The 26,490-nt window shown below is 71.7% G+C and carries 18 protein-coding genes and 1 pseudogene; 10 read left to right on the top strand and 9 right to left on the bottom strand.

The features are described 5' to 3' along the window. Positions 1-125: 125 nt before the first annotated feature. A complete protein-coding gene (locus tag ACFWBB_RS33125) occupies positions 126-4,757 on the top strand; it encodes a hypothetical protein (protein ID WP_385279874.1) in 4,632 nt (1,543 codons plus the stop codon). A gap of 197 nt (positions 4,758-4,954) precedes the next feature. Here ACFWBB_RS33125 and ACFWBB_RS33120 read toward each other — a convergent pair whose 3' ends face one another. Beyond that, positions 4,955-5,614 carry a hypothetical protein gene (locus tag ACFWBB_RS33120; RefSeq protein ID WP_385279871.1) on the bottom strand — a complete coding sequence of 220 codons (660 nt, stop codon included), beginning with the start codon at positions 5,612-5,614 and terminating at the stop codon, positions 4,955-4,957. A gap of 420 nt (positions 5,615-6,034) precedes the next feature. Between ACFWBB_RS33120 and ACFWBB_RS33115 the strand changes: the two genes are divergently transcribed. Genes ACFWBB_RS33115 through ACFWBB_RS33095 form a run of 5 tightly spaced genes read left to right on the top strand, consistent with a single transcriptional unit; the run spans position 6,035 to position 10,759 of the window. Beyond that, the gene (locus tag ACFWBB_RS33115; protein WP_385279868.1) at positions 6,035-9,004 is read left to right on the top strand and encodes a nitrate- and nitrite sensing domain-containing protein; all 2,970 of its coding nucleotides are present in this window, start codon (positions 6,035-6,037) and stop codon (positions 9,002-9,004) included. Then, positions 9,001-9,435, top strand: coding sequence for a roadblock/LC7 domain-containing protein (locus ACFWBB_RS33110; protein WP_385279866.1), 435 nt, complete (start codon positions 9,001-9,003; stop codon positions 9,433-9,435). The genes ACFWBB_RS33115 and ACFWBB_RS33110 overlap by 4 nt, the downstream gene beginning before the upstream one ends. Before the next feature lie 9 nt (positions 9,436-9,444). After that, entirely contained in the window at positions 9,445-9,840 is a 396-nt protein-coding gene (locus ACFWBB_RS33105; RefSeq protein WP_385279863.1) for a DUF742 domain-containing protein, read from the top strand. 24 nt (positions 9,841-9,864) lie between these two features. After that, positions 9,865-10,173 carry a hydantoinase/oxoprolinase N-terminal domain-containing protein gene (locus ACFWBB_RS33100; protein WP_385279860.1) on the top strand — a complete coding sequence of 103 codons (309 nt, stop codon included), beginning with the start codon at positions 9,865-9,867 and terminating at the stop codon, positions 10,171-10,173. Then, positions 10,154-10,759, top strand: coding sequence for an ATP/GTP-binding protein (locus ACFWBB_RS33095; RefSeq protein WP_385279857.1), 606 nt, complete (start codon positions 10,154-10,156; stop codon positions 10,757-10,759). The genes ACFWBB_RS33100 and ACFWBB_RS33095 overlap by 20 nt, the downstream gene beginning before the upstream one ends. A gap of 155 nt (positions 10,760-10,914) precedes the next feature. Here ACFWBB_RS33095 and glpK read toward each other — a convergent pair whose 3' ends face one another. The 5 genes and pseudogenes from glpK to ACFWBB_RS33070 all read right to left on the bottom strand — a co-directional run bounded on the left by glpK (position 10,915) and on the right by ACFWBB_RS33070 (position 16,605). Next, positions 10,915-12,435: a glycerol kinase GlpK gene (gene glpK / locus ACFWBB_RS33090; protein ID WP_385279853.1), complete on the bottom strand. Its 1,521-nt coding sequence runs from the start codon at positions 12,433-12,435 to the stop codon at positions 10,915-10,917. A gap of 48 nt (positions 12,436-12,483) precedes the next feature. Next, positions 12,484-12,573: pseudogene (locus tag ACFWBB_RS33085) on the bottom strand (aquaporin family protein); the annotation flags it as partial. 625 nt (positions 12,574-13,198) lie between these two features. After that, on the bottom strand, positions 13,199-14,863 hold the full coding sequence (locus tag ACFWBB_RS33080; RefSeq protein WP_385279849.1) for an EAL domain-containing protein: 1,665 nt from the start codon (positions 14,861-14,863) through the stop codon (positions 13,199-13,201). A gap of 129 nt (positions 14,864-14,992) precedes the next feature. Next, positions 14,993-16,183, bottom strand: coding sequence for a lipid-transfer protein (locus ACFWBB_RS33075; protein WP_385279846.1), 1,191 nt, complete (start codon positions 16,181-16,183; stop codon positions 14,993-14,995). Then, positions 16,180-16,605, bottom strand: a complete 426-nt coding sequence (locus ACFWBB_RS33070; RefSeq protein ID WP_385279927.1) for a Zn-ribbon domain-containing OB-fold protein — start codon at positions 16,603-16,605, stop codon at positions 16,180-16,182. The genes ACFWBB_RS33075 and ACFWBB_RS33070 overlap by 4 nt, the downstream gene beginning before the upstream one ends. A gap of 96 nt (positions 16,606-16,701) precedes the next feature. Between ACFWBB_RS33070 and ACFWBB_RS33065 the strand changes: the two genes are divergently transcribed. Together ACFWBB_RS33065 and ACFWBB_RS33060 are read left to right on the top strand one after the other, a co-directional pair. Beyond that, positions 16,702-17,511: a M15 family metallopeptidase gene (locus ACFWBB_RS33065; protein WP_385279843.1), complete on the top strand. Its 810-nt coding sequence runs from the start codon at positions 16,702-16,704 to the stop codon at positions 17,509-17,511. Positions 17,512-17,558: 47 nt separating this feature from the next. Next, on the top strand, positions 17,559-18,095 hold the full coding sequence (locus ACFWBB_RS33060; RefSeq protein ID WP_385279840.1) for an NUDIX domain-containing protein: 537 nt from the start codon (positions 17,559-17,561) through the stop codon (positions 18,093-18,095). A 2-nt stretch (positions 18,096-18,097) separates the two neighbouring features. Here the strand turns inward: ACFWBB_RS33060 and ACFWBB_RS33055 are convergent, their stop codons facing one another. Next, positions 18,098-20,464 (bottom strand): TIM-barrel domain-containing protein, encoded by a 2,367-nt coding sequence (locus ACFWBB_RS33055; protein ID WP_385279837.1) that lies wholly within the window; start codon positions 20,462-20,464, stop codon positions 18,098-18,100. 215 nt (positions 20,465-20,679) lie between these two features. On the opposite strand from ACFWBB_RS33055, the gene ACFWBB_RS33050 reads away from it, so the two are divergent. Then, positions 20,680-22,656, top strand: coding sequence for an acetoacetate--CoA ligase (locus tag ACFWBB_RS33050; protein WP_385279834.1), 1,977 nt, complete (start codon positions 20,680-20,682; stop codon positions 22,654-22,656). 236 nt (positions 22,657-22,892) lie between these two features. Next, positions 22,893-23,786 (top strand): hypothetical protein, encoded by an 894-nt coding sequence (locus tag ACFWBB_RS33045; RefSeq protein ID WP_385279831.1) that lies wholly within the window; start codon positions 22,893-22,895, stop codon positions 23,784-23,786. Between the two features lie 85 nt (positions 23,787-23,871). Here ACFWBB_RS33045 and ptsP read toward each other — a convergent pair whose 3' ends face one another. Then, positions 23,872-25,542, bottom strand: a complete 1,671-nt coding sequence (ptsP, locus tag ACFWBB_RS33040) for a phosphoenolpyruvate--protein phosphotransferase (RefSeq protein ID WP_385279828.1) — start codon at positions 25,540-25,542, stop codon at positions 23,872-23,874. A 78-nt stretch (positions 25,543-25,620) separates the two neighbouring features. Beyond that, positions 25,621-26,070 (bottom strand): PTS glucose transporter subunit IIA, encoded by a 450-nt coding sequence (locus ACFWBB_RS33035; protein ID WP_385279825.1) that lies wholly within the window; start codon positions 26,068-26,070, stop codon positions 25,621-25,623. Positions 26,071-26,490 lie beyond the last annotated feature (420 nt).

Genomic DNA, 26,490 nt, shown 5'->3' with positions numbered 1-26,490 from the left:
CGAGCCTCCCAGCTCCTGAGCTCCTGAGCTTCCGAATTTCTGAGTATCCGGGCCTTTGGGCCTCGGGGCCTCAGGGCTTCGGAAGCGACTCCCCCCGATCTGCCGAAGACTTACGAGAGTCCGCCATGTACGAGCTGTCCCGGGTCCGCCTCTACTCCATCGGGCCTGCCGGTGCGCGCTACGCCGACACCGTGCTTGACCTGCGGGGCGTGGGCGACATCGTGCCCGACCCCGCCCCCACACAGGCGGAGTTCTTCGCGGAGGAGCCTGTCGGCCCGCCGCGCCGCCCCGCGCCCGCGGGCGTGCTCTTCCTGGAGAACGGCGGCGGCAAGTCCGTCCTGCTCAAGCTGATCTTCTCGGTGATGCTGCCGGGACACCGGAACACCCTCGGCGGGGCCAGCTCCGGCGTGCTGCGCAAGTTCCTGCTCGCCGACGACTGCGGACACGTGGCGCTGGAGTGGCAGCACGTCCTCACCGGTGAGTGCGTGGTCGTCGGCAAGGCGAGCGAGTGGCGCGGGCGGCAGGTGTCCAACGATCCGCGGAAGTTCGCCGAGGCGTGGTACTCGTTCCGGCCCGGGCCCGGGCTGAGCCTGGACAACCTGCCCGTCGCCGAGTCCACCGCCGTACGTCCGCCCGTCGAGGGCGCCTCCGGCGCGCACGGGCGGCGGCGCACCATGAAGGGGTTCCGGGACGCCATCACCGAGGCGGGGAAGGCGTATCCGCATCTGGAGGTGCACTGGGAGGAGATCCACGACCGGTGGATCGAACACCTGGGCGAGCTGGGCCTGGACCCCGAACTCTTCCGCTACCAGCGGGAGATGAACGCCGACGAGGGCGAGGCCGCAGGCCTCTTCGCGGTCAAGAAGGACTCCGACTTCACGGACCTCCTGCTGCGCGCGGTGACCGACACCCGGGACACCGACGGGCTCGCCGACCTGGTCAGCGGCTTCGGCAACAAGCTGGGCCGCCGCGCCGAGCTGATCGCCGAACGGGACTTCACCGCCGGGTCGGTGGACCTGCTCGGGCGGATCGTCGAGGCCGCCGGGGCGCGCGCACGCGCGCGTGACGTCCACGCCGGAGCCGAGCGGCGCACCCGCGCGCTGGCCCGGCGACTGTCCGCGCGGGGCGTGCGGGAGAAGGCGCGAGCAGGCGATCTCGCCCAGCGGGTCACGGCCGCCGCCCACGCCGTCACGCACTCCGAGGCCGCCCGGGAGCGCACAGCGCTGATCGCCGCCGAACTCGCCTACCGCCACGCGTCGTTGGCCCTCGCCGCCGCCGAGAAGTCCGCCGCCGCGCAGAAGCGCGAACTCGCCGACGCCCGCACCCTGCACTCCGCCTGGCAGGCCGCCGAGGCCGTGCTGCGCCACCGCGCCGCCGCCGACCGGGTCGCGCGCGTCTCCGCCGCGATCCAGGAGGCCGAGCGCGACGCCGCTCCCGCGCTCGCCGCCCGCGCCAAGGCCGCCGTCGACCTCGTACGGGTCCTGCACGCGGCCGCAGAGAGGGCCGAGAGCCTCGCGAACGAGGAGGAGGAACGCTCGGCGGCACTCCAGGAGGTCGGCGAGTCCGCGCACCGGGACTCGACGTCCGCGGCCACCGACGCCCAGCGCGCCCGCAGCGAGGTGGGCCACCTGCGCCAGCGTCTCTCCGAGGTCGAGCAGGAGACCGCCGAGGCCGTACGCGCGGGCTGGCTCGACGACAGCGCGCCCGACGCCGACCCCGCCCGGGCGGCTCTCGCCGCCAGCGACGCCGAGAAGACGGCCGTCGCCGCCTGGGACGCCGCGCGCGACGCCTCCCGGCGGGCCTCCGAGCACGCGCGCGAGGCGGCCTCCGCGGAGTCCCGCGCCGAGCTCACCGCGGCCCGGGCCGCCGACGCGGCGACGGCCGCGCAACGGTCGTACGAGGCCGAGCGCCGGCTCGCCGAGTCCCTGGCCGGTGAGGAACGGCTCGCGGAACTGCTCGGGCTGACCGGCGCCGGCACCCGTCCGCGGATCCCGCGGCCACGGCAGGACGGCGATCCGGACGACGGCGCCCTCCTGACCCCCGAGGACCTGGACCGCTGCGCCGACGAGCTGCGCGAGCTCCTCGACGACACCGTCTCCTCCGCCGAACGCCAGCTCTTCGAGCTGCGGACCGCGGCCGCCGACGACTCCCGCATCCTCGGGGCGCTCGGTGACGGCGGACTGCTGCCCCCCGGCCCGGACGTGCTGGCCACCGTCGAGTTCCTCGGCGAGCACGGTATTCCCGCCCTGCCCGGTTGGCGTTACCTCGCGCAGGCCGTCGACCCCGCCGACCACGCGCGCGTGCTCGCCGCCCGGCCCGAACTGGTCGACGGCGTGATCATCACCGACCCCGCCTCCCACGCACGCGCGCGTGAGGCACTCGGTGAGGCCGCGCTGCTGCCCCGTTCGGCCGTGGCCGTCGGTACGGCCGCCGCCCTGCTGGCACCGACCCCGGCGGCGGACCCCGAGAGCGGTGACGTCTTCCTCGTTCCGCCGAACCCGGCCATGCACGACGAGCACGCCGCCGACGCGGAACGGCAGACCCTGCGCGCACGGGCGACCGAGCGGGACGAGGACATCCGTCGGCTCGCGGCGCGACTCGCCAAGGACCGGGAGCTGACCGCCCGGCTGACCTCCTGGCGTACCGGCTGCCCGGCCGGGAGGCTCACCGAGCTGGCGCGGTCCGCGGGGGAGGCGCGCGCGTTCGCCGAGGAGTCCGAGGCCGAGCTGTCCGAGGCACGGACCGTGCGCGCGGAGACCGAGGAGACCGCCGCGGAGGCGGCCCAGGTGCGCGACGAGCGCCAGGAGGCCGCACAGAAGGCCCGGCGCGCCGCCGACGCCCTGGCCGGACTCGCCTTCCGGCTGCGCGAGCGCGCCGGCTGGCAGGTCAAGGTGCGTGAACTCGCCGACGAGGCCGCCGAGTCGGAGGCCCGCGCCCAGACCTGCCTGGAGCGCGCCCGCGCCGCCGACGAGGACCGGCGCGGCGCCCAGCGCGCCGCCGACGACGCCCGCCGCACCGCCCGTGCGCTGCGTGCCGAACGCGCCGAGATCGCCGGCGCCCCCGACGGCGTCCCGCAGGACGACACGGACGCCTCCAAGGCGTCCCTGCCGGCCCTCCGCGAGGCCTACCGGGCGGCGTCCCAGCTGTACGAGAAGGTCGGCGTCGGCGCGGACCTGCGGGCCGAACAGGCCCGCGCGGAGAGCGACGAGAGCGCGGCCCGCGCCGAACTGGACCGGCTCAGCAACAAGGTCCGCACGCGCGCGGAGCAGTTGCTCCAGTCGCCCGACGGCTCCGACGGGCCGTCCCGACAGGCCGCCGCCGCCCGCGCTGAGGAACTGGTGCAGCTCCTGGAGACCCGCGTCTCCACCGCGAGCGAACAGCTCGGACGGCTGCGCGGCGAGGCCGAGCGGCACGCCCCCGAGGACGGCGAGGTCCACACCGAGCTGACCGAGGAGCTCCAGCCGCGCGACGCCGAGCACGCCCAGGCGCTGCTGCGCACGGCGACGGCCGAACTCGCCGCCCGCAGCGAGGCGTTGAACCAGGCACGCGACGCCCACGCCGAACTCCTGGCCGCCCACCGCGCCGCCGAGGACGCGGCCGGCGGCTTCGACGAGATCGCCGCGATGCTCCGGGACCTGCTGCGTGAACACACCTCGGACGAGGACCAGGAGGAGTCGGAGCCCTATCCGGGCACCACTGAGGAGGCCCGCCAGTCGGCCGCCGAGGCCCGCCGCTCACTGCGCGGCTGCGCCGCCGACCTGTCCGCAGCCGACTCCGCCGTCCGCGAGACCGGTGACATCCTCGTACGGCACGCCAACTCCACGCGCTACGAGCAGGTCCGCACCCCGGCCCGCCAGCAGATCCGTGAGCTGCCCGCCGCCGCGCTGCCCGAGCACGCGCAGAAGTGGGCTAACGCCTTCGCGCCCCGGCTGCGCGTCCTGACGGACGAGCTGGAGCAGCTGGAGCGCAACAGGGACTCGATCGTGGACCGGCTCCGCGGACTCGTCGAGTCCGCGCTCGCCACCCTGCGCTCGGCCCAGCGGCTCTCCCGGCTGCCCGAGGGGCTCGGCGAGTGGTCAGGGCAGGAATTCCTGCGCATCCGCTTCGAGGAGCCCGACCAGACCACCCTCACCGAACGGCTCGGCGAGGTCATCGACGAGGCGACCCGGGCGGCCGTGAAGAAGAACTCCGACCTGCGGCGCGACGGCATGTCACTGCTGCTGCGCGGGGTCGGCGCGGCTCTCCAGCCCAAGGGCGTCGCCGTCGAGATCCTCAAGCCGGACGCCGTACTGCGCGCCGAGCGCGTCCCCGTCGGCCAGATGGGCGATGTGTTCTCCGGCGGCCAGCTGCTCACCGCGGCCATCGCCCTGTACTGCACGATGGCGGCGCTGCGGAGCAACGACCGGGGCCGGGACAAGCACCGGTACGCCGGCACCCTGTTCCTCGACAACCCCATCGGGCGCGCCAACGCGACCTATCTGCTGGAGCTCCAGCGCGCGGTCTCGGACGCCCTCGGCGTGCAGCTCCTCTACACCACGGGCCTGTTCGACACGACGGCTCTTGCGGAGTTCCCGCTGGTCATCCGGCTGCGCAACGACGCCGACCTGCGGGCGGGCCTGAAGTACATCAGCGTCGAGGAACACCTCCGGCCAGGTCTGCCGCAGCAGGCCACGGCCGGAGAGGGAGAAGCGGGTCAGGTGCGCAGCGAGATCACGGCGACCCGGATGTACAAACGACCCGGGACGAACGCCGGTTGAGCAAGCGCCCGGTGGATCAAGTCGGTCGGCCGGCTGCCCTCCTGCGCGACCGACCCGTGCGCGACCCAGTCCCTCGAACCGCAGTACCTCGACCCGAGATCCCTCGGCCCTCTCGACCCGCAGCCGCGTGCCGAGAGGGCCGAGGGACCGTCGTCTCCGCGTCGGCCGTTCCCTTCAACAGCGCCGCCCCGACCGCCTCAGAGGTGGGACAGCTGCCCGGTGCCGCCCTGCCTGCGTATCCGTTGCTGCGCGCGCTCGGTGACCCGGATCTGACGTCGGGCCCGGCGGCGCTCGCGTCGCAGCGAACGCGCGGTGCTGCTCGGCGTCGACACCACGCCGTTGCGCTGGTTCCACACCTGACGGGTCACCCAGACGTCCAGCGCGCCCCACGTGGCCAGCACCGTACTGACCACACTGCTGATCACCATGGGGAACGCCAGCCAGGACCCGGCCAGGGTGCACAGGAAGGCGACCATCGCCTGGATCAACGTCACGGCGATGACCAGCACCGCGCGTACGGCCGCCGTGCGCACCGGGTCGGGCATCCGGCGCCGGCGCGCGGGCTCCTCCACCCACAACGGGCGCTGTGCCGCCCGCTCCCGTTCCCTGGCGGACGTACCGCCGGGGCCGGCACCGGCGGACCGCCGGATGCCCTCAGGTGCCGCGTCGACGGCCCCCGAAACCGTCGGGACGCCACGGACGGTCGGTCCGCGCCTGTCCACCGCACTGTCGCGCTGCTCCGCTGTCATGTGCCCCTTCACCGGAATGTCGCGATCCGGTGCCTCGGGATCCCGCAGTGCCGTACCGCGCGTCGCCGCGCCCTCCTCGGGCGCCTCACGCCGCTCCGCCGTGCCCATCACTGTGTCACTCCCCACCGCCAGCAGACCGCTCGCCTCCGGGTCGAAGACCCGGCTCCCCAGTGGCTGCCCGGCTTGCGCTGTTTTACGCCGCCCAGGTGCGGCATACGGCTCGTGTGGCCGATTCCGCCCCCAATTCCCAATGAGTAGGACGGACGACGTGCCCCGAAGATTCCCGAGTTGCGAAAAATTCTGGCCAACTCGTGTGCGTGGCCGACCGGATCCGGCCGGGTCCCGAGGATCGGATCCGGGGCGAGAATCTCCCGCAATACCCGGACAACACACCATCTCCCGCCCTCAGGGCGGAAGTTCAGGTTCCGGACAGCTCTTCGAGTTCACCGCGTGTCGGTAGTAGGCTCGCGCCGTTTGTTGACGCACATGCGTACCCCCTGCCGGTGGGGGTTCGAGCTGGGGGAGGCCATGCGCTTTCGCGGGAAGTCGATCCGCCGGAAGATCGTGGCACTGCTTCTCGTGCCGCTGGTGTCCCTGACCGCCGTCTGGGGCTTCGCCACGGTACTCACGGGACGCGAGGCGAGCCGCCTGTTCACCGTGTCGTCCCTCGTCGAGAAAGTCGGCTATCCGATCGAGGACACCGTCAGGGTCGTCCAGCAGGAACGCCGCCAGACCCTCGTCTACCTCGCCGACCCCCGTGCCGCCGACGCGCTGTCCGCGCTGCGCCGCACCCGGACCGCCACCGACGAAGCACTCGCCGAGATCCGCAGAAACGCCCAGGACCCCGACGTGCGTGACGTCCTGGACCAGGACGACGGGGAGGGCCTGACCGCGGTGCTCGACGCCTTCGACGGCGTCGACTCCCTGCGCCGTGGCGTCGAGGAGGGCACCGTCACCCGCGCGCAGGCCCTCGACCTCTACACCCAGCTGATCGACCCCTGTTACCGCCTGCTGGTCAAGATGGACGTCGTCGACAGCGTGGAGATGGACAAGCAGTACCGAGCACTCGTCAGCGTCGCCCGCGCGCGTGAACTGTTCTCCCAGGAGGACGCGTTGCTCGGCTCCGCCCTGGTCGTCGGCCGGCTCAGCCGCGAGGAGATCCGCGACGTCTCCGACCTCGAGGCCCAGCGGGAGGTGGTCTACGACGTCAGCCTCGCCCAGCTGCCCACCGCGGAGCGCGAACGCTACGAGAGCTTCTGGAAGAACGCCACCACCGCCCCGCTGCGGACCGTCGAACAGGCCGTCGTCGCCACCACACCCGGCGGCATGCCGCGGGGCGTCACCGCCAAAAACTGGGACACCGCGGCCGGTAACGTCCTCCAGGAGCTCGGCACCCTGGACGAGCAGGCCAACGACCGCTACCAGGACCGCGTCCGCCCGGTGGCGATCGCGGTCATCGTCAAGGCGGTCGTCGCCGGAGTCTTCGGACTGGTCGCCCTGCTGCTCTCCCTCGTCCTGTCCGTGCGGATCGGCCGAGGCCTGATCCGCGACCTGCGCCAGCTCCGGCTGGAGGCCTACGAGGCGTCCGGTGTGCGGCTGCCCAGTGTGATGCGCCGGCTGTCCGCGGGCGAACAGGTCGACGTGGAGACCGAGGTACCGCGGCTGGAGTACGACAAGAACGAGATGGGCGAGGTCGGCCAGGCCCTCAACACCCTTCAGCGTGCCGCGGTCGAGGCCGCCGTGAAACAGGCCGAACTGCGCTCCGGGGTCTCCGAGGTCTTCGTCAACCTCGCCCGCCGCAGCCAGGTCCTGCTGCACAAGCAGTTGACCCTCCTCGACACGATGGAGCGCCGCACCGAGGACACCGAGGAACTCGCCGACCTCTTCCGCCTCGACCACCTCACCACCCGGATGCGCCGGCACGCCGAGGGTCTGGTGATCCTCTCGGGCGCGGCCCCTTCCCGGCAGTGGCGCAGGCCCGTGCAGCTCATGGACATCGTGCGCGCCGCGGTCGCCGAGGTGGAGGACTACGAACGCATCGAGGTCCGCCGGCTGCCGCGCCTCGCCGCCACCGGCCCGGCCGTCGCCGACCTCACCCACCTGGTGGCCGAACTCCTGGAGAACGCCACGGTGTTCTCCCCGCCGCACACCGCGGTCCAGGTGTTCGGCGACCGGGTCGCCAACGGTTTCACCCTCGAGATCCACGACCGGGGCCTCGGCATGGCGCCCGAAGCTCTCCTGGAAGCCAACCTCCGGCTGGCCGAGACGCCGGAGTTCGAGCTCTCCGACACCGATCGCCTCGGCCTGTTCGTGGTCAGCCGGCTCGCCCAGCGGCAGAACGTCCGCGTCTCCCTGCAGCCCTCGCCGTACGGGGGGACGACGGCCATCGTCCTCATCCCCGACGCCCTGCTGACCGACGACGTCCCCGACACCAACGGCATCGGCTTCCGGCTCGACCGCCCCCGGCCCCCGAAGGAGGCCGAGTCCGCGCAGACCCGCAGGACCGCCCTCTCGCCGGCCTCGGCGCAGCTTCCCGGCGTGCCCGCGTCGCTGCTCGACGGTCCGGTCGAGCTGGAGGCCCCCGTCGACCTGGACGTCCTCAGCGACTTCCCGGCCGTCCTGGACGAGGACGACGAGCGCGGTGGCCTGTTCCTCCCGCGGCACTCCCTCGTCCGCGCCGAGGACGAGCCGGCCCCGAGCGCCGCCGACCAGCACCACAGACTCCCCGACAACCCCGGCGAACCCCAGGGGTCCCTCGCCGACGACCCGGCCGGCTCCGTACCGCTGCCGCCCGGTCGTCACATGCCCAAGCTGGTCAGCTCGCACGGCCGCCCGGTCCCGGAACAGCGTCCCCGGCGCACCGGGACGGACCCGGAGCCCCCGGCCAGGCCCGGCCCCCGCCGGGTGGAGAGCGAAGGCCCGGCGCCTCTGCCGTCGCGCCGCCGCGGCACGACGGCACAGATCCCCCGCAGCGGAGGCACCACCGAGCGCCCCGTGCTGCCGGAGCGCCCGGGCAGCGGCACGGAAGAGCCGTCCCGGCCCCCCACGCTTCCCCAGCGCACCCGACAGGCCACGGCCCGGCCCGGTGGTCCCGACGGCTCGCCCGAGCGCGTCGGCACCCCGGCCGCCACGACCGATGACACCCCGTTCGGCGCGACAGGCGGCAGCGCGTCCGACCGGATCGGCGGCTCCGCGCGGGGCGCCGACCCGGGGAGTAGCGCCCGCACCCGGGGAATCGCGCCTCATGACACCGGCTCAGGCACAGGTGCGCTGCCGCGGCGGGTACGCCAGGCCAACCTGGCCCCGCAACTGAGACAGGGCCCGGCCCCGCGTACCGAGGACCGGGCGGACCCGGCGGACCGGGACGCCGACGAGGTACGCAGCCGTATGGCCTCGCTCCAGCGCGGCTGGCAGCGCGGCCGCGTAGAGAACGCCGCGGGCGACGACGCCCACAGCGGCGCAGCACCACAGGGAACGACAAAGGGGGACGGTCGATGACCGCACCGAAGGCGACCGGCCACAGCACCACCAACAACGGCGAGCTGAACTGGCTCCTCGACGAACTCGTCGACCGTGTCGCCAGCATCCGCAAGGCCGTCGTCCTCTCCGGCGACGGCCTGGCGACGGGCGTGTCCAGGGACCTGACCCGGGAGGACGGCGAGCATCTGGCCGCCGTCGCCTCCGGCTTCCACAGCCTCGCCAAGGGCGTCGGCCGCCACTTCGAGGCAGGCAGCGTCCGCCAGACCGTCGTCGAGCTCGACGACGCCTTCCTGTTCGTCACGGCCGCCGGTGACGGCAGCTGCCTCGCCGTCCTGTCGGACGCCGACTCGGACGTGGGGCTCGTGGCGTACGAGATGACGCTCCTCGTCAAGCGGGTCGGCGTACACCTGGGCTCCACCCCGCGCACCGATCTGCCCTCGGGCGGGTAGTGGGATGGCATGAGCACAGACGGTCAGGGAAGAAGTCACTGGTTCGACGACGAGGCCGGACCGGTCGTCCGTCCGTACGCCATGACGCGCGGCCGCACCACCAGTGCGGTCCAGCACCGCCTCGATCTGATCGCGCTGGTCGTCGCCGAGCCCCACGCCGAGGACGCGGAGACGGACCCCTCGCTGTCCCCGGAACACCTGGACATCGTCGGTCTGTGCCGGCAAGCACCGCAGTCGGTCGCCGAACTCGCCGCTGAACTCAATCTGCCCATCGGAGTGGTACGGGTCCTCGTCGGCGACCTCGTGGACACCGAGTTCGTTCATGTGAACCGGCCGGTGCCTCCTGCCGAGCTGCCGGACGAAGGCATTCTGCGCGATGTGATCAGCGGCCTCCGAGCGCTGTGAGCAGTGCGGAAGCGAGGTGATGACGTGACCGGCCGGCAGTTCGGGGTGGATTGGGGCGGCGCCCCGGCCGACATCGTCGCGCGCCGCCCGGGCGGCCGACCGGTGACGCGCGGATCGCCGACGGAGAACCCGGCGCGGTACGCCGACCCGGCGGTCGCCGTCGTCCGCGCACCCGTCGAGGACGCGCGGCCCCCCGTCGACACGGTCCGCACCGGCACGACGGTCGCGACCACCGCCTTCTTGCCCGCGAGGGGGAGCGCACTCCGCTCGCCCCGCACTCCCCAGTCAAGTCGTCAAGCAGGAGAAGAGATCAATGATCTTCGGGCGTTCTGAGCGCGGCAAGCCCCCGGTCGAGCCCGTCACGCTCAAGATCCTGGTGGCCGGCGGTTTCGGCGTGGGCAAGACCACCCTCGTCGGAGCCGTCAGCGAGATCAGGCCGCTGCGTACCGAGGAGTACCTCACCGAAGCCGGTCGCCCGGTCGACGACACGACCGGCGTCGAAGGCAAGCACACCACCACCGTCGCCATGGACTTCGGGCGCATCACACTGCGCGAGGACCTGGTCCTCTACCTGTTCGGGACGCCCGGCCAGGAGCGGTTCTGGTTCATGTGGGACGAGCTCTCCGAGGGCGCGCTCGGCGCCGTCGTGCTGGCAGACACCCGACGGCTGGAGGACTGCTTCGCCGCAGTCGACTACTTCGAACGGCGCTCCATACCCTTCCTCATCGCCGTGAACTGCTTCGAAGGTTCAGCCCGTTACCCGGAGGAGGACGTGCGCGGTGCCCTCGACCTCGATGACGGCATTCCGGTGGTGCTGTGCGACGCCCGCGACCGGAGATCGGTCAGGGACGTTCTGGTCGGCGTGGTCCAGCACGCGATGGACTTCGGGGCCGAGCGTCGCCAGACGGTCACCACCTGAGCCGTCCGGACGGGCACGGCCCGTACCCCCGCCGACCGGGGTACGAGCCGTGGCGCAATGGGAGGCACACGCGTGGGGCACGAGGAGACGAGGAGACGAGGCCACGAGGAGAGGCCGGCCACGCGCGCGTGCCGCGGTTCAGCAGCGCGCGCGTACTAGCCTTCGCCGTCCTCCAGCCAACCGAAGCTCTTCTCCACGGCCTTGCGCCAGTTGCGGTACTCCCGGTCACGCACCGACGCGTCCATCGCCGGAGTCCACTCGACGTCCTTCTGCCAGTGCGACGTGAGCTCGTCGAGGTCGTTCCACACGCCGACCGCGAGCCCTGCGGCATAGGCCGCGCCCAGGCAGGTCGTCTCCGAGACCCGCGGCCGGATCACGGGCACGCCGAGCACATCCGCCTGATGCTGCATCAGCAGGTTGTTCTTCGTCATGCCCCCGTCCACCTTCAGGGTCGTGATCTGCACCCCGGAGTCCTGGAACATCGCGTCCACGACCTCGCGCGTCTGCCAGCTCGTCGCCTCGAGCACCGCCCGCGCGAGATGCCCCTTGGTCACGTAGCGGGTGAGGCCGGTGACGACACCACGCGCGTCGGAGCGCCAGTAGGGCGCGAACAGCCCCGAGAAAGCGGGGACGATGTAAGCGCCGCCGTTGTCGTCGACGCTCGCCGCAAGGCTCTCGATCTCGTCAGCCGTACGGATGATGCCGAGCTGATCCCGGAACCACTGCACGAGCGCACCGGTGACGGCGATCGACCCCTCCAGGCAGTACACGGGCGCGTCACTGCCGATCTTGTAGCCCACCGTCGTCAGCAGCCCGTTCTTCGACGGCACCGGCCGGTTGCCGGTGTTCAGCAGGAGGAAACTGCCCGTCCCGTACGTGTTCTTCGCCGTGCCCACCTCGTAGCAGGCCTGGCCGAACACCGCCGCCTGCTGGTCGCCCAGCGCCGAAGCGACCGGCACGCCGGCGAGTTGGCCCACGGCCGTGCCGTACACCTCGGCGGAGGACCTGATCTCCGGCAGCACCGCCTCCGGCAGGCCCATGGCGGACAGGATGGAGGCGTCCCACTGGAGGGTCTCCAGGTTCATCAGCATGGTGCGTCCGGCATTGGTGACGTCGGTGACGTGCCGGCCGCCGTCGGTGCCACCGGTGAGATTCCAGATGAGCCAGGAGTCGATGGTGCCGAAGGCGATCTCGCCGCGCTCGGCGCGCACCCGGAGCCCCGGCACGTTGTCGAGCAGCCAGGCCGCCTTGGGCCCGGAGAAGTAGCTCGCCAACGGCAGCCCGGTCTGCTCCCGGAAGCGGTCCGGTCCGTCGGAGCCCCCCAGCCGACCGCAGAGTGCCGCGGTGCGGGTGTCCTGCCACACGATCGCGTTGTGCACAGGCTTGCCGGTGGCGCGGTCCCACAGCACGGTCGTCTCGCGCTGGTTGGTGATCCCGAGGGCGCTGATCCGGTCGGCGCGCAGTCCGGCCTTCGCGATCGCCCCGGCGACCACGGCCTGCACCTTGGACCAGATCTCGGTGGCGTCGTGTTCCACCCAGCCCGGCTTGGGGAAGATCTGGCGGTGCTCACGCTGATCGACGGCGACGATCGCGCCGTTCCGGTCGAAGATGATGCAGCGGCTGGAGGTGGTGCCCTGGTCGATCGCGGCGACGTACTTCTCGGCGTTGTCCGTCATGGCTACCCCTTGGGCTGGTCAGAAGACTGCGCTGATGACTGCGGCGGTGAGGGAGACGGTGGCGCGGGCGCCCGCGCCGCACAGGATGAGGATCGCGGTCCCGACGACCTCGCCGACGAACATGTAGCCGTTGCTCATGGCGGCTCCTGGGCCCGGTGCGGGGCGGACCGACCCCGGTGCGCCGTGCAAGGACGTGGTTCCCATGGCCGTTCCGGCGATGGCAGGGAGATCCGCGCCCCACCCCGGCCTCCGTGACGAGCGTGCCGTCGTGGCCGAACCGCCCGTGGGGGAGCGGGCCTTCCGTCGGGAGCCCGTACGGCGCATGCCTGGACACGCCGAGAATGTACGGCGATGTCGGCCGACACCGGGAAGTGTTCACCGGCACCAAGGGAGCGTCAAGGAGGCCGACGGCAACGGTTGGGAGCGCGGGCAGCGGCTCGCGCGCTCAGGCTTCCGGGACGTACACCTCGGGTCCCGCCCGTCGGTCCCCGCGTCCTTGCCGCCCTGGAGCCGCTCAGTGGCCGCTCTCGCGCACTGCCGGCTCCCCAGGGCCCCCGGGGGACCTCCCAGGCGGCCCGGAGCGCCCGTCAAGTCCGGGGAGACCCCCAGGCGGCCCGGAGCGCCCGTCAGCGGTTCCAGCAGCCCGCGCACCCGGCCCGCCGACGGGTGGGCGCAGCCGCCGGACGGTCGTCCTGAACGGCTGCCCCATCCCGTTTCGCTGCGGCCGAGCCGTTCAGCCACCCGCCCACCCGCCGACGGCAGGTCAGCCCACCCCCGGCTCAGCCCCCACCGCTCCTACCGCCCCCGTTCCCGCGGGGGCCATGGGCGGGGACCCCCGCCGGATCTCGTATCCGGTCAGTCCCGCGTGTCCGACCACCCAGCTCGCCCCTCGCAGTGACTTCGCGACCTTCTTGAGAGGCGCCAGACACGACGCCGCCTGACGGTGATCGGTCACGCTGCCCGGTCGGCTCAGGACCGTGGCCAGCGACAGTGTCACCGGGTACCCGCCCGCCGACCAAGGCGTGTCCAGTACGGAGACGGCCAGCGGCTCCAGGGCCTCAGGATCGGCCAGCACCAGGAAGTCGTCTCCGCCGATGTGCCCCACGCGCGTGTTCCCCGACGCCGTCATCTGCAGTGCCCGTCCCACCGAGCGGATCAGCTCGTCACCCGCCGCGAACCCGGCCCCGTCGTTGACCTGTTTGAAGTGGTCGATGTCCAGCCAACTCAGCGCGAACATGCGTCCCTCCGCGATCCGCCGGTCCACCTCCGCGGTGATCGCGTCCGAACCGGGCAGCCGCGTCAGCGGATTCAGACCGGCCGCCTCCTCGACCCGGCTCTCCGCCAGCGCCCGTACGAGGTCCGCCAGCCGGACCACGCCCACGCAGCGCCCGTTGTGGTCGACGACCGCGACATCGTCCGAGGTGCGGTCCCGGTCGCCGACCGCGACCACGTCGAGCACCTCCCACGCCGTCGCGTCGACGCCCACCGTCCGCGGCGGGTCACCGAGCTTGGCCGCCGGACGGTCCGCGTACAGGGCATGGCCGTAGCGCCCCGACAGCGACAGCAGGAATCGCGAACGGTGCACCGATCGCACCGGGACCCCCGCACGGTCCACTAGCAGCACCCCGGACACGTCCGGGGAGCCGGTCAGCAGTGCCCGCACCTGACCGGCGGAGGCAGTGGCGGGCAGCAGCGCGGCCGGCCGGACGAACTCCCTTACCGACGGCCCCGACCGGGGCGCCGACCCGACGCCGGACCCGAGGGGCGGCACGTACACGTCTGCGGCGGGCAATCGGCTCGGCGGCGCGAAGAGCATGCCCTGTGCCAGCTGCGCCCCGGCCGACAGCGCGGCCGCACACTGGAGTTCGGTCTCCACGCCCTCGACGACCAGAAGCGCCCCCAACTCGTCGCACAGGGTCCGCATCGCCCGTACCGCCGCGGGCCGTGCCAGGAGCGAGGCGTCCAGCTTGACCAGGTCCGGCGCCATGTCGACGAGCAGCCGCAGGGGTGCGTCCCCGTCCCCGACCCCGTCCGCGCTGATCCGGAAGCCCTGGCCCCGCAGTGCGGCCAGCGCCTCGAGCAGCGCGGGCTGCGGAACGTGCGTGTAGGGCGGTACGACGTCGAGCGTCACCTCCCACGGCAACCGCCCCGCCTCGCGCACGGCGTCGTGCAGCGGGGTGAGCCCACCGAGGTCGGCCAGAGTGCCTGCGAACACGTTCACGTGAAGGGGCAGCAGTGTCTCCCTGCGGGCCGCCGCGCGAACCGCCTGCACGGCCAGGCGGCCGTCGAGTCCGGGATCCCGTCGGGCCTGCGCCAAGATGTCGCCGGCCTCCGGGCGGGCGAGTATCTCCAGTCCCGCGACCCCTCCCGTGGTCAGGTTGACCACCGGCTGGAAGGCAAAGCGGAGAGTGTCCGTCCAGGAGTGCACGGGAGCATGATTGCGCTGCCGGCCTGCGCCCAGGCGCAGTTCACGAGACGTTCACACAGGATTCCGTGGTGATCACAGAGGGTGAGATCGCTCGGTCGGGGCGCGTGGCAGGGAGCCGTCCGGGGCCCCTCACCGCACCGCGACCACCGCCGAACCATGCCCGAACAGCCCCTGGTTGGCCGTGACGGCCACGCGCGCGTCCGCGATCTGGCGATCGCCCGCCTGTCCCCGCAACTGCCAGGTGACCTCACAGACCTGGGCGATCGCCTGCGCGGGCACCGCCTCTCCGAAGGAGGCCAGGCCACCGCTCGTGTTCACCGGTATACGGCCGCCCGGTGCCGTGGCGCCCTCCCGCAGCAACTTGGCGGCCTCACCTTCGCCGCACAGCCCCAGATCCTCGTACCATTGCAGCTCCAGGGCGGTGGACAGGTCGTAGACCTCGGCGAGGGACAGGTCGTCGGGCCCGATGCCCGCCTCCTCGTAGGCGGCGCGCGCGATCGAAGCCCTGAAGGGCTCACCGGCCGGCTCCCCCGCCACCGCGGAATCGGTCGCGATGTCCGGCAGATCCAGCACCGTGTTGGGGTAGCGGGGCGTCACGGTGGACACGGCCCTGATCCGTACCGGCTGCGCCACCCCGTGCCGCCGGGCGAACTCCATGCTGGACAGCACCAGGGCCGCGCCGCCGTCCGACGTCGCGCAGATGTCCAGCAGTCGCAGCGGATCGGCGACCACCGCGGAGGCGGCTACCTCCTCCGCCGTGACCCGCCTGCGGTAGCGCGCGTTCGGATTCAGCGCGCCCATGGCGGAGTTCTTCACCTTGACCTGGGCGAAGTCCTCAGGCGTGTCCCCGTGCACAGCCATGCGCCTGCGTGCGTACAGCCCGAAGTACGTCGGATTGGTCGCGCCGAGCACCCGGAACCGCAGCCAGTCCGGGTCGTCCGGCCGGTCTCCGCCCGCGGGCCGGAAGAAGCCCTTGGGGGCGGCGTCGGCCCCCACCACGAGCACCACGTCCGCCAGGCCCGCGAGGATCTGGGCCCGGGCCGTGGCGACCGCCTGGGCGCCCGACGCGCACGCCGCGTACACACTCGAGACCCGGGCGCCCTGCCACCCCAGCGCCTTGGCGAACGTCGCCCCGGCCACATATCCCGGATAGCCGCCTCGCACCGTGTCCGCGCCCACGATCGAACCGACGTCCCGCCAGTCCACACCGGCGTCCGCGAGGGCCGCGCGCGCCGCCTTCAGGCCGTACTCGACGAAGCCGCGCCCCCACTTGCCCCACGGATGCATCCCCGCGCCGAGCACCGCCACCTCTGCCGTCATCCCGCCACCCCCGTGGGCCGCCATCGCCAGACCGTCCAGGTCGTCTCTGCGTCCTCGTCGAGCACGCCCGGGACGACCTCCACCTCCATGCCCACCGTCAGATCGGCGACGGTGACCCCGGGAACCGCCTGTCCGAGCACCACGATCCGCTCGGACTCCAGCTCCACAGCGATCAACGCGTACGGCTCCCACGGAAGTTCCGGATCAGTCACATAGGGTGACGGAGGCCGGTACCGGCTGTCCGTGTACGACCAGACGCGCCCACGCCGCGAAAGCGGGACCTCCGCCGGCTCGCCGCCCTGGCAGCCGGGGTTGCGGCAGTACGTGTCCTCGCGCGGGAAGAAGACCGACCCGCACGCGGAGCAGCGCGTGCCGAGCAGTCTGAAGTCGTCCCCCTCCCCGACGAACCATCCCGTGACCACAGGTGTGCGTGTGCGTGACAAGGTGCCTCCCGGCAGATATCTGACGGAACGTCAGAAGTGTGTCACGCGCGTGCCGAATTGGGCAGGGCAGGAGACATGACACGACTCTCCTGCGCGGTACGCGGTGTCGTTGCCCTACTGGTCGCCCTGCTGACCGTGACGGCCACCGCCGCCGCCGCACGCGCCCGCACCGATCCCCGGGCCCCCACGGACTTCGTGACGCTGGGGACCGTGGACCCGACGATCCTTCAGGAGATGCGCTACTTCACCCAGCACAACTTCGTCGGCGAGCGCGTGGACGGCTACCAGCAGCCCATCTGCATCCTCACCCGGCCGGCCGCCGAAGCCCTGCACAGGGCCCAGACGAAACTGCTGAGCCAGGGCTACACGCTCAAGATGTACGACTGCTACCGCCCGCAGCGCGCCGTGAACCACTTCGTCCGCTGGGCCGAGGACCTGAACGACCAGTCGATGAAAGGGGAGTTCTACCCGAACGTCGACAAGACCCGGCTCTTCGAGGACGGTTACATCGCCGAGAAGTCCGGCCACAGCCGCGGATCGACCATGGACCTCACCATCGTGAAGCTCCCGGCCACGCCGACCCGGCCCTATGTGCCCGGTGAGCCTCTCGTCCCGTGCTACGCGCCTCAACAGCAGCGCTTCCCCGACAACTCGGTCGACATGGGCACCGGGTTCGACTGCTTCGACACCCTGGCCCACACCCTGGACCCGCGCATCCAGGGGCAGCAGCACGCCAACCGGATGCTCCTCAAAGACACCCTGGAAGCCCTCGGCTTCGTGAACCTCCCAGAGGAGTGGTGGCACTACACCTTCAAGCCGGAGCCCCACCCCGACACCTACTTCGACTTCCCCGTCTCCGTCAAGTCCGTCGCCCAGGGGTGGTGAGCCGCCTCCGTACGACGCCCTCCCCAAGATCGGATACGCTCCGCCGCGTGTCCGAAAATCTGCACTCCACTTCGAACTCCGCGCGCGACTCCCACTGTTCGAGTTGCGGAGCGCCCTACGGGGAGGGCGTCACCAGCTGGCCCCGCACCTGCCCGGCCTGCGCCACCGTGGCGTACCGCAACCCGCTGCCGGTCGCCGTCGCGCTCCAGCCCGTGTACGACGCCAAGGGCACCGCCCTGGTCGTCATCACCCGAACCATCGCCCCCGCGCGCGGGGGCATCGCACTGCCCGGCGGCTACATCGACAACCGTGAGGACTGGCGCCAGGCCGTCGTCCGCGAGCTCAGGGAAGAGACCGGGATCGACGCCGCCGCCCGCGACGTGCGGCTGGCCGACGCCATGAGCTCCCCCGACGGCCACCTGTTGCTGTTCGGGCTCCTGCCGGAGCGACCCGCCGACCGCCTCCCCGCGACCGTCCCCACGGACGAGACCGAGGGCTGGCATCTTCTCCACCGCCCGGAGGAGCTCGCCTTCCCCCTGCACACGCACGCCGTGCGAGCGTTCTTCGAGGGCCGCTACATCTGAACTCACCCCTCGTCGAGCCCGCGTACGCGCACCGGGTGGGACGGCACGTGCACGCCGTCCTCCCCCTCCCGCTCGACGACGAGCCGCGAACCCTCCCAACGGGCGACGTACCGCTCGATCTCCGGCTCCTCCCAGCCCTCGCCCGCGTCCGGCACGACCACGCCGCCGCCCGTCCGCCCCCGAACCGGAGCCCACACCTCGAGCTCCAGCCGCCCGTCGTCTCCCCGCACAGGGATGACGGCGCCCGCCCGCGCGAGCACCGGGATGCGCGACAACGGGGCATCCACGAGCACCTGTCCCGGCCCCTGGTACGCCCGCCCCGTCGCCGTGTCGTACCAGCGCCCCCGTGGCAACTGCACCGCCCGCCGGTCCAGGCCCGGGTCGAGCACCGGCGCCACCAGGAGGCAGTCGCCCAGCAGGAAGACGTCCTCACAGTCGCGCAATGCCCGGTTGCCGGGCGCTCCCCACCACACCGGGCGCACATAAGGGGCACCGGTACGGCGGGCCAGATGCGCCAGCGTCACGAAGTACGGCAGCAGCCGCCGACGCTCGACGAGCGCCACGCGCGCGTGCTCGAGCACCTCGGGACCGAACTCCCACGGCTCCCGGCGCCCCGCGCGCATACCCGCGTGCGTGCGGAACAGCGGCAGGTAGGCGCCCAGCTGAAACCAGCGCAGATACAGCTCGGGCGAAGGACTGCCGTCGGAGCCCCCCACGTCCGGACCCGAGTACGGCACACCGCACAGCCCCAGCCCCAGCACCAGGGACAGCGAGGCCCGCAGTCCCGGCCAGCCCGTGGCGACGTTGCCGGACCAAGTGCCGCCGTAGCGCTGCAGGCCCGCCCAGCCGGACCGCGAGAAGACGAACGGACGCTCGTCCGGAACCAGCTCCCGCAACCCCTCGTAGGCCGCCCAGGCCATGCACAGGCCATACACGTTGTGCGCCTCGCGGTGATCACCGCCGCGCCCCTCCAGGGCGTGCCGGGCCGACCGGGGCAACGTCGGTTCCCCGAAGGCGGCGAACACCGTCGGTTCGTTCATGTCGTGCCAGAAGCCGGCGAAACCATGCGCGATCCGCTCGGCATGGAGACCTCCCCACCACTGCCGCACACGCGGGTGCGTGAAGTCCGGGAGAACGACCTCTCCCGGCCACCCCACTGCCTCGACGAGCCGCCCCGACGCGTCCCGCACGAACGCGTCCTCGACGAGCCCACCGTCGTACACGGCGTTGCCCGGGATGGCCTTGACCGCCGGTTCGACGACCGAAACCAGCCGTATCCCGTCCCGGCGCAGTTCCTCGGCGAGCACCGCCGGCTTGGGGAAGCGCTCCTGGTCGACGGTGAACACCTGGTGCTCGTCGTAGTGGTCGATGTCCAGGTGAACGGCGTCGAGCGGCAGGCCGTGCTCGTGATAGCCCGCCACGATCCGGCGCACCTCCGCCTCGCTGCCGAAACCCCGGCGCGCGTGCTGGTGACCGAGCGCCCAGGCGGGCGGCAGCGCGGGCGCCCCGGTGAGCGAGGCCCAGGCGAGCAGCACGCGCGCGGGAGTGCCCACCACCACCCAGCAGCGCAACGGACCTCCGTCGATCCGCATCTCGCACGCCCCGGACCGGTCGTGCCCGGAGCCGGCCCCCTCCTCGCCCTCCCGCAGCGTCACAGTGCCGTCCCACGAGGTGTCGTGGAACACCAGGTGAGTGGCCGCGTCGGCGACCACCAGCTGTACCGGCATCGTGAGATACAGCGGGTCGTCCCCACGGCCGAACGCGCGCCCGGGATCCGTGTTCCACAGCCGGTACGCGCCGTCGCGCAGCCGCGGCCCGGACGCTCGCCCGCCGAGACCGAAGAAGCGCGCGTCCGCCGCCACCTCCGAACGCTGCATCCATCGGGCCGGCCCGCCCCCCAGCGGCTCCCACCACCGGGGCGGCAGATCACGGCGCAACACGACACCCCCCGGCGTGCACACCTCGATGGCACCGTGCCGGGAGACCACGACCGTCACCCGCTCGGCGACGACCCGCCACCCGCCGTCCTTGTCGGGCTCCAGCACCGCTCGCGTATCCGGCTCCGGACAGCGGCCGGCCAACGCGTACGACGGTTCGGGCTCGGCACCGTCCCATCCCCAGAACACCGCGCCGTTCACGGCGACGCGGATCCTCAGCTCCGAGCGGGTGAACCGCAGCGTCCCACCGCCGGGCTCCGACTCCACCTCCTGCACCGGACCAGGCACCCGCGCGCGCTCCGGGCCGCGCGCCGGCAGCCCGGCGGCGTCGGCGCGGCTCCTGCGCCACGCGGCCCGCACGGTCCGCAACCCCTGGGCAGTTCCCGCGGAACCGACCGCCTTCATCGAACGCACCAGGTCACGACCGTCCATGCTGTTCACCCTGTCACTGACCGTGCTCCGCGCGCGGCTCGTTCAACTGCCGTTCACCTGTGGTGGCCCCACATCTTCACGACACTGGACTGTGGGGAGCCCACCCTGGTGCAGAAGTCGATCACATGGCATCGTCCGTGTCAGCCGCGTCACGCGCACCACCCCCGCTCGTGCGCGGTCGACGCACACGACGCGCACAGTCCGGGAGCCGCCCCATGACGACCGTGAACCACGAGCCGCTCTGGCGGCCGGATCCGCAGCGGATCGCCCAGGCCCAGATCACGAAGTTCCATACCTGGGCCGCCGAGCAGCACGGAGCCCCCTCCCAAGGCGGCTATCCGGCGCTGCACCGCTGGTCCGTGGACGAGCTGGAGACGTTCTGGAAGGCCGTCACGGAGTGGTTCGACGTACGGTTCTCGACGCCCTACGCGCGCGTACTGGGCGACCGCTCCATGCCTGGGGCCCAGTGGTTCCCCGGGGCGACGCTGAACTACGCCGAGCACGCCCTGCGCGCGGCTGCCACCCGACCGGCCGAACCGGCCCTGCTCTACGTCGACGAGACCCATGAACCCAGCCCCGTCACCTGGTCCGACCTGCGCCGCCAGGTCGGTTCACTGGCCGGTGAACTGCGCGCCCTCGGCGTCCGCCCCGGAGACCGGGTCAGCGGCTACCTCCCGAACATCCCCCAGGCCGTCGTAGCCCTCCTCGCGACAGCCGCCGTGGGTGGTGTCTGGACCTCCTGTGCACCCGACTTCGGCGCCCGCAGCGTCCTCGACCGCTTCCAGCAGGTCGAACCCGTCGTCCTGTTCACAGTCGACGGCTACCGCTACGGCGGCAAGGAACACGACCGGCGTGACGTCGTCGCCGAACTCCGCGCCGAACTGCCCACCCTGCGCGCCGTCGTCCACATCCCGCTGCTGGGTACGGAACCGCCCCGGGGAGCCCTGCAATGGTCGGCCCTGACAGCCGCGGACGAGGAACCCGTGTTCGAACAGGTTCCCTTCGACCACCCTCTCTGGGTGCTCTACTCCTCGGGTACGACAGGTCTGCCCAAGGCCATCGTCCAGTCCCAGGGCGGCATTCTCGTCGAGCACCTCAAACAGCTCGGCCTGCACTGCGACCTGGGCCCCGAGGACCGCTTCTTCTGGTACACCTCCACCGGCTGGATGATGTGGAACTTCCTCGTCTCCGGCCTCCTGACCGGCACCACGATCGTCCTCTACGACGGCAGCCCCGGCCATCCCGACACAGGCGCCCAATGGCGCATCGCGGAACGGACCGGCGCCACCCTCTACGGCACCTCGGCCGCCTACGTCATGGCCTGCCGCAAGGCAGAGGTGCACCCGGCCCGCGACTTCGACCTCTCCAAGGTCCAGTGCGTCGCCACCACGGGATCGCCGCTCCCACCCGACGGCTTCCGCTGGCTGCACGACGAGTTCGCAGCGAGCGGGGCCGACCTGTGGATCGCCTCCGTCAGCGGCGGTACGGACGTGTGTTCCTGCTTCGCCGGAGCCGTCCCGACGCTCCCGGTCCACACCGGTGAACTGCAGGCACCCGGCCTCGGCACCGACCTGCAGTCCTGGGACACCGACGGTCACCCCGTGATCGACGAGGTGGGTGAACTCGTCGTCACCAACCCGATGCCGTCGATGCCGATCCGTTTCTGGAACGACCCCGACGGCAGCCGCTATCACGACAGCTACTTCGACACCTACCCCGGCGTGTGGCGCCACGGCGACTGGATCACGATCACCTCGCACGGCTCCGTCGTCATCCACGGCCGCTCCGACTCCACGCTGAACCGCCAGGGCGTACGCATGGGCTCCGCCGACATCTACGAAGTCGTAGAACGGCTCCCCGAGATCAAGGAATCCCTGGTCATCGGCGTCGAGCAGCCTGACGGCGGCTATTGGATGCCCCTCTTCGTGCACCTCGCCCCGGGGGCCGCCCTCGACGAGGCACTCCTCGGCCGCATCAAACAGGCCATCCGCGAACAGCTCTCGCCGCGCCATGTCCCCGACGAGGTCATCGAGGTCCCAGGGGTCCCGCACACTCTCACCGGAAAACGCATCGAGGTCCCGGTCAAACGCCTCCTCCAGGGCACCCCACTGGAAAAGGCCGTCAACCCGGGCTCCATCGACAACCTCGAGCTGCTGCACTTCTACGAGGACCTCGCCCGCAAACGGACCTGAGCACATGCCGGGAGGGCGACGCCGTGGCGCCGGGGCCGACGCGACCTCGGCACCACTCACCGTCACTTCCGGCGATCGCCGGAAGTCCCCCGACCCTCCCACGCTAGCCATCACATCGCTTTGACCTGCATGTTTCATGGCCCCCCTGAGCGACCTCTGATCACGCAGGACCCATTGTCAGTGCCGACGGTTACTTTGGGTGAGCATCGATCGACTGTGCACACAGGGGGAAACACATGGCACACCTCGACCACCAGACCATGCGCCGCGTCCTGCGCCGCGAAATCGCCGGCACCCTCGGCCTGCTCACCGACGAGCACGACTTCCGTGCCATGCGGCGCTACCGCACCTTCACGTTCGACGATCACGCCGTCTACCTCCAGCAGGTCGAAGACCTCCTGAAGACACGCGCCATGCAGGGCACCCACACCACCGTGGCCCTCTTCGACCCACAGGAATACGCCGAGTACTGCACCGCCCGGGGAATCGACCCCGACATCCCCGCCCACCGCACACGCTTCACGGCCGAAGTCGCGACCACAGGGCCTACCATCCCCTACGAGGGTCAGCCCCTCGCCGACCTCCTGCCCGCCCTCGTCGACGAAGCCGTGCGGCAAGCGACCTGGGAGTACGCGGCCACCCTGCTCGCCCGCCTCGGTGCCTGCGCGACCTGCGGTGAGGACATCGGCCGCGCCGCCTTCACCCGGGCCTCGAACCTCGTCGCCCGCATCCTCGACACGGCGCCACCGGGCGACCGGCACCTCGTATGCAGCGTCACCGGCACCCCCGAAACACTGGTCGCCGTCCTCCACGCGGACGAAGAGGACCACGGCGCCACCCAACTCGACGAGGCCGAAGCGCTCGAGTTCACCACCGTCCTCGCCCTCGGCCTGGCCACCCAGAGCCCGGGCGGCCTGGTGATGCGCACCACAGCCCCCGACACCTCCGACCGGATCTACGGCTGGCGGCTGCGCGGCGACGGCTTCGAACCCCTGACCGCCGGCGAGGTCTTCGACGCCTATTGCACCGACGTCGAATCCGGCGACCTCATCTCACCCGAGTCCAACGTGGACTACTGCTTCCCACCCGACCTGGGCCATGAGGGGACCGCGCAGGGTCACAGCCACTGACCGAGGGACCGTCCACAGACACGAGGGGCGCTCCACCCGAAGGCGGAGCGCCCCTGCTCACCGGCCGATCCTCGGCCGGAACCGACTACTCGCCGGACAGCACGGCCTGAGCCGCGTTGCGCGCCTCCTCGGCGCTGTCCGACGCACGCGCGGCAGCCGCCGCCCGCTCACACTGCGCCAGCGTGTACTTCGCCAACGCGGTCCGCACGTAGGGGATCGACGCCGCCCCCATGGAAAGCGAGGTGACTCCCAGACCCGTCAGGACACATGCGAGCAGCGGATCCGACGCGGCCTCGCCACACACACCACAGCTCTTGCCCTCGGCCCTGGCCGCCTCGGCGGACAGAGCGACGAGGTCCAGCAGCGCGGGCTGCCACGGGTCCTGCAGCCGGGACACCGCCCCCACCTGCCGGTCGGCGGCGAACGTGTACTGAGCGAGGTCGTTCGTACCCAGCGACAGGAACTCCACCTCCTGCAAGATGGAACGCGCCCGCAGAGCGGCCGACGGGATCTCCACCATCGCGCCGAACTTCGCCCGCAGTCCCGCCTCGCGGCACGCGTCCGCGAACGCCTTCGCGTCGGCGCGGTCTGCCACCATCGGCGCCATGACCTCGAGGTGGACGGGCAGCCCCTCGGCGGCCTTCGCCAGCGCGGTCAGCTGGGTCCGCAGGACGTCGGGGTGGTCCAGCAGGGTCCGGAGCCCACGCACGCCGAGCGCCGGGTTGGGCTCATCGGCCGGGGTGAGGAAGTCCAGCGGCTTGTCGGCGCCCGCATCCAGCACGCGCACGACGACTCGCCCCTCGGGGAACGCCTCGAGCACCTGACGGTAGGCCTCGACCTGCTTCTCCTCCGACGGCGCGCTCTTGCTGTCGTCGAGGAAGAGGAACTCGGTACGGAACAGCCCGACGCCCTCGGCTCCGGCCTCGACGGCAGCCGGAACGTCGGCCGGCCCTCCGACGTTCGCCAGCAGCGGCACCTTGTGACCGTCGGCGGTGGCACCCGGCCCGGTCGAGCCGGCCAGCGCCGCCCTGCGCTCGGCGGCCGCGGCCTCGAGCTGGGCCTTCTTCTCGTCGCTCGGATTCACGAAGATGTCGCCGCTGCTGCCGTCGACGGCGATCACCGTTCCTTCGGCGAGCTCACCGGCGCCCGGCAGGGCGACGACGGCGGGCACGCCGAGGGCCCGCGCCAGGATGGCGCTGTGACTCGTCGGCCCGCCCTCCTCGGTCACGAAACCGAGGACGAGCGTCGGGTCCAGCAGTGCGGTGTCGGCGGGCGCCAGGTCCCGGGCCACCAGCACGTAGGGCTCGTCGCTGTCCGGGACACCGGGCATCGGGACGCCCAGCAGACGGGCGACGATACGGTTCCGCACATCATCGAGGTCGGCCACGCGACCGGCGAGGTACTCGCCCGCTCCCGCCAGCAGCTCCCGGTAGGCGGCGAAAGCGTCGTACACAGCGCGCTCGGCCGTGCTGCCGACGGCGATACGCCGGTCCACGTCGACCATCAGCTCGGGGTCCTGGGCCATCATGGCCTGCGCCTCGAGCACTGCCTGCGCTTCGCCCCCAGCCAGATTGCCGCGCGCCATCAGGTCGGCTGCCACGGCTTCCACGGCCTGGCGGGCGCGCCCCTGTTCGCGTTCCGCCTCCTCCGCCGGGATCTGCTTGGCCGGCGGTTCGAGCACCGCCGTTCCCATGTGCCGAACCTCGCCGATCGCCACACCGTGACTCACGCCGACGCCTCGAAGCGTTGTCTCCATCTCACCGTCTCCGATAGTGCGGCGGGTCCCGCCGCCGCAGTGGTTGTCCTGCGTGCCGTCGACAGGACGGCGTCAGCACTACTGCCAGGAAAAGAGAACGTCGCCGACCTTGACGTCGCCGTCTTCACGGAGTTCGCCGAGCGAGTCGGCCGTGGCCTCCAGGGCGACGACCGGGCACACGGGGGACTTGCCGGCTTCCTCGACCGCGGCCGGGTTCCACCGCACGATGCTCTGCCCGCGCGTCACGGTGTCGCCCTTGTTCACCAGGAGCTCGAAGCCCTCACCGTTGAGCTGCACGGTGTCGATCCCGAGGTGAGTAAGTACCCCATGCCCCTCGGAGTCGACCACGACGAAAGCGTGCGGGTGGAGGGAGACGATGACTCCGTCGACGGGTGCGACTGCCTCGGAAGGCTCACGCACGGGGTCGATCGCTGCGCCCGGGCCGACCATGGCCCCGGAAAAGACGGGGTCCGGCACGGCCGCCAGTCCGATGGCGCGTCCTACTAGAGGGGACGTCACGGTGGTCATGGGAAGCCTCCCGGGGGTGGAGATGTATATGGGCCGTTACTGCCTGTTCAGGTCGGCGCGCTGTGCAGCAGGGTATGTCATATGAAGTACCGGTTCCGCACGAGAGCTCCCGATCCGTGGTCTAGACCAGTAGCGTAGTCGATTTGCAGCGACTCTGCGGCCCCGTGTATAGTCGTACTTCTGCTTGAGGGTGAGTGACGCGATCAAGCGCGCTTATCGAGCAGCACCCAACTTGTCAGATCCTATCTTCGGATCATCTTCTGCATGTCTGCAGAGCGGTGGTCAGGAGGCCGGAGAAACCCTGATAGAGTCGGGAACGCAAGAACGAAGGGAAGCGCCCGGAGGAAAGCCCGAGAGTATCGGGTGAGTACAAAGGAAGCGTCCGTTCCTTGAGAACTCAACAGCGTGCCAAAAATCAAC

The sequence above is a fragment of the Streptomyces sp. NPDC060000 genome, assembly GCF_042737375.1.
In the GTDB taxonomy this organism is placed as follows: Bacteria; Actinomycetota; Actinomycetes; order Streptomycetales; family Streptomycetaceae; genus Streptomyces.
This window is presented reverse-complemented; position numbering and strand designations above follow the sequence as displayed.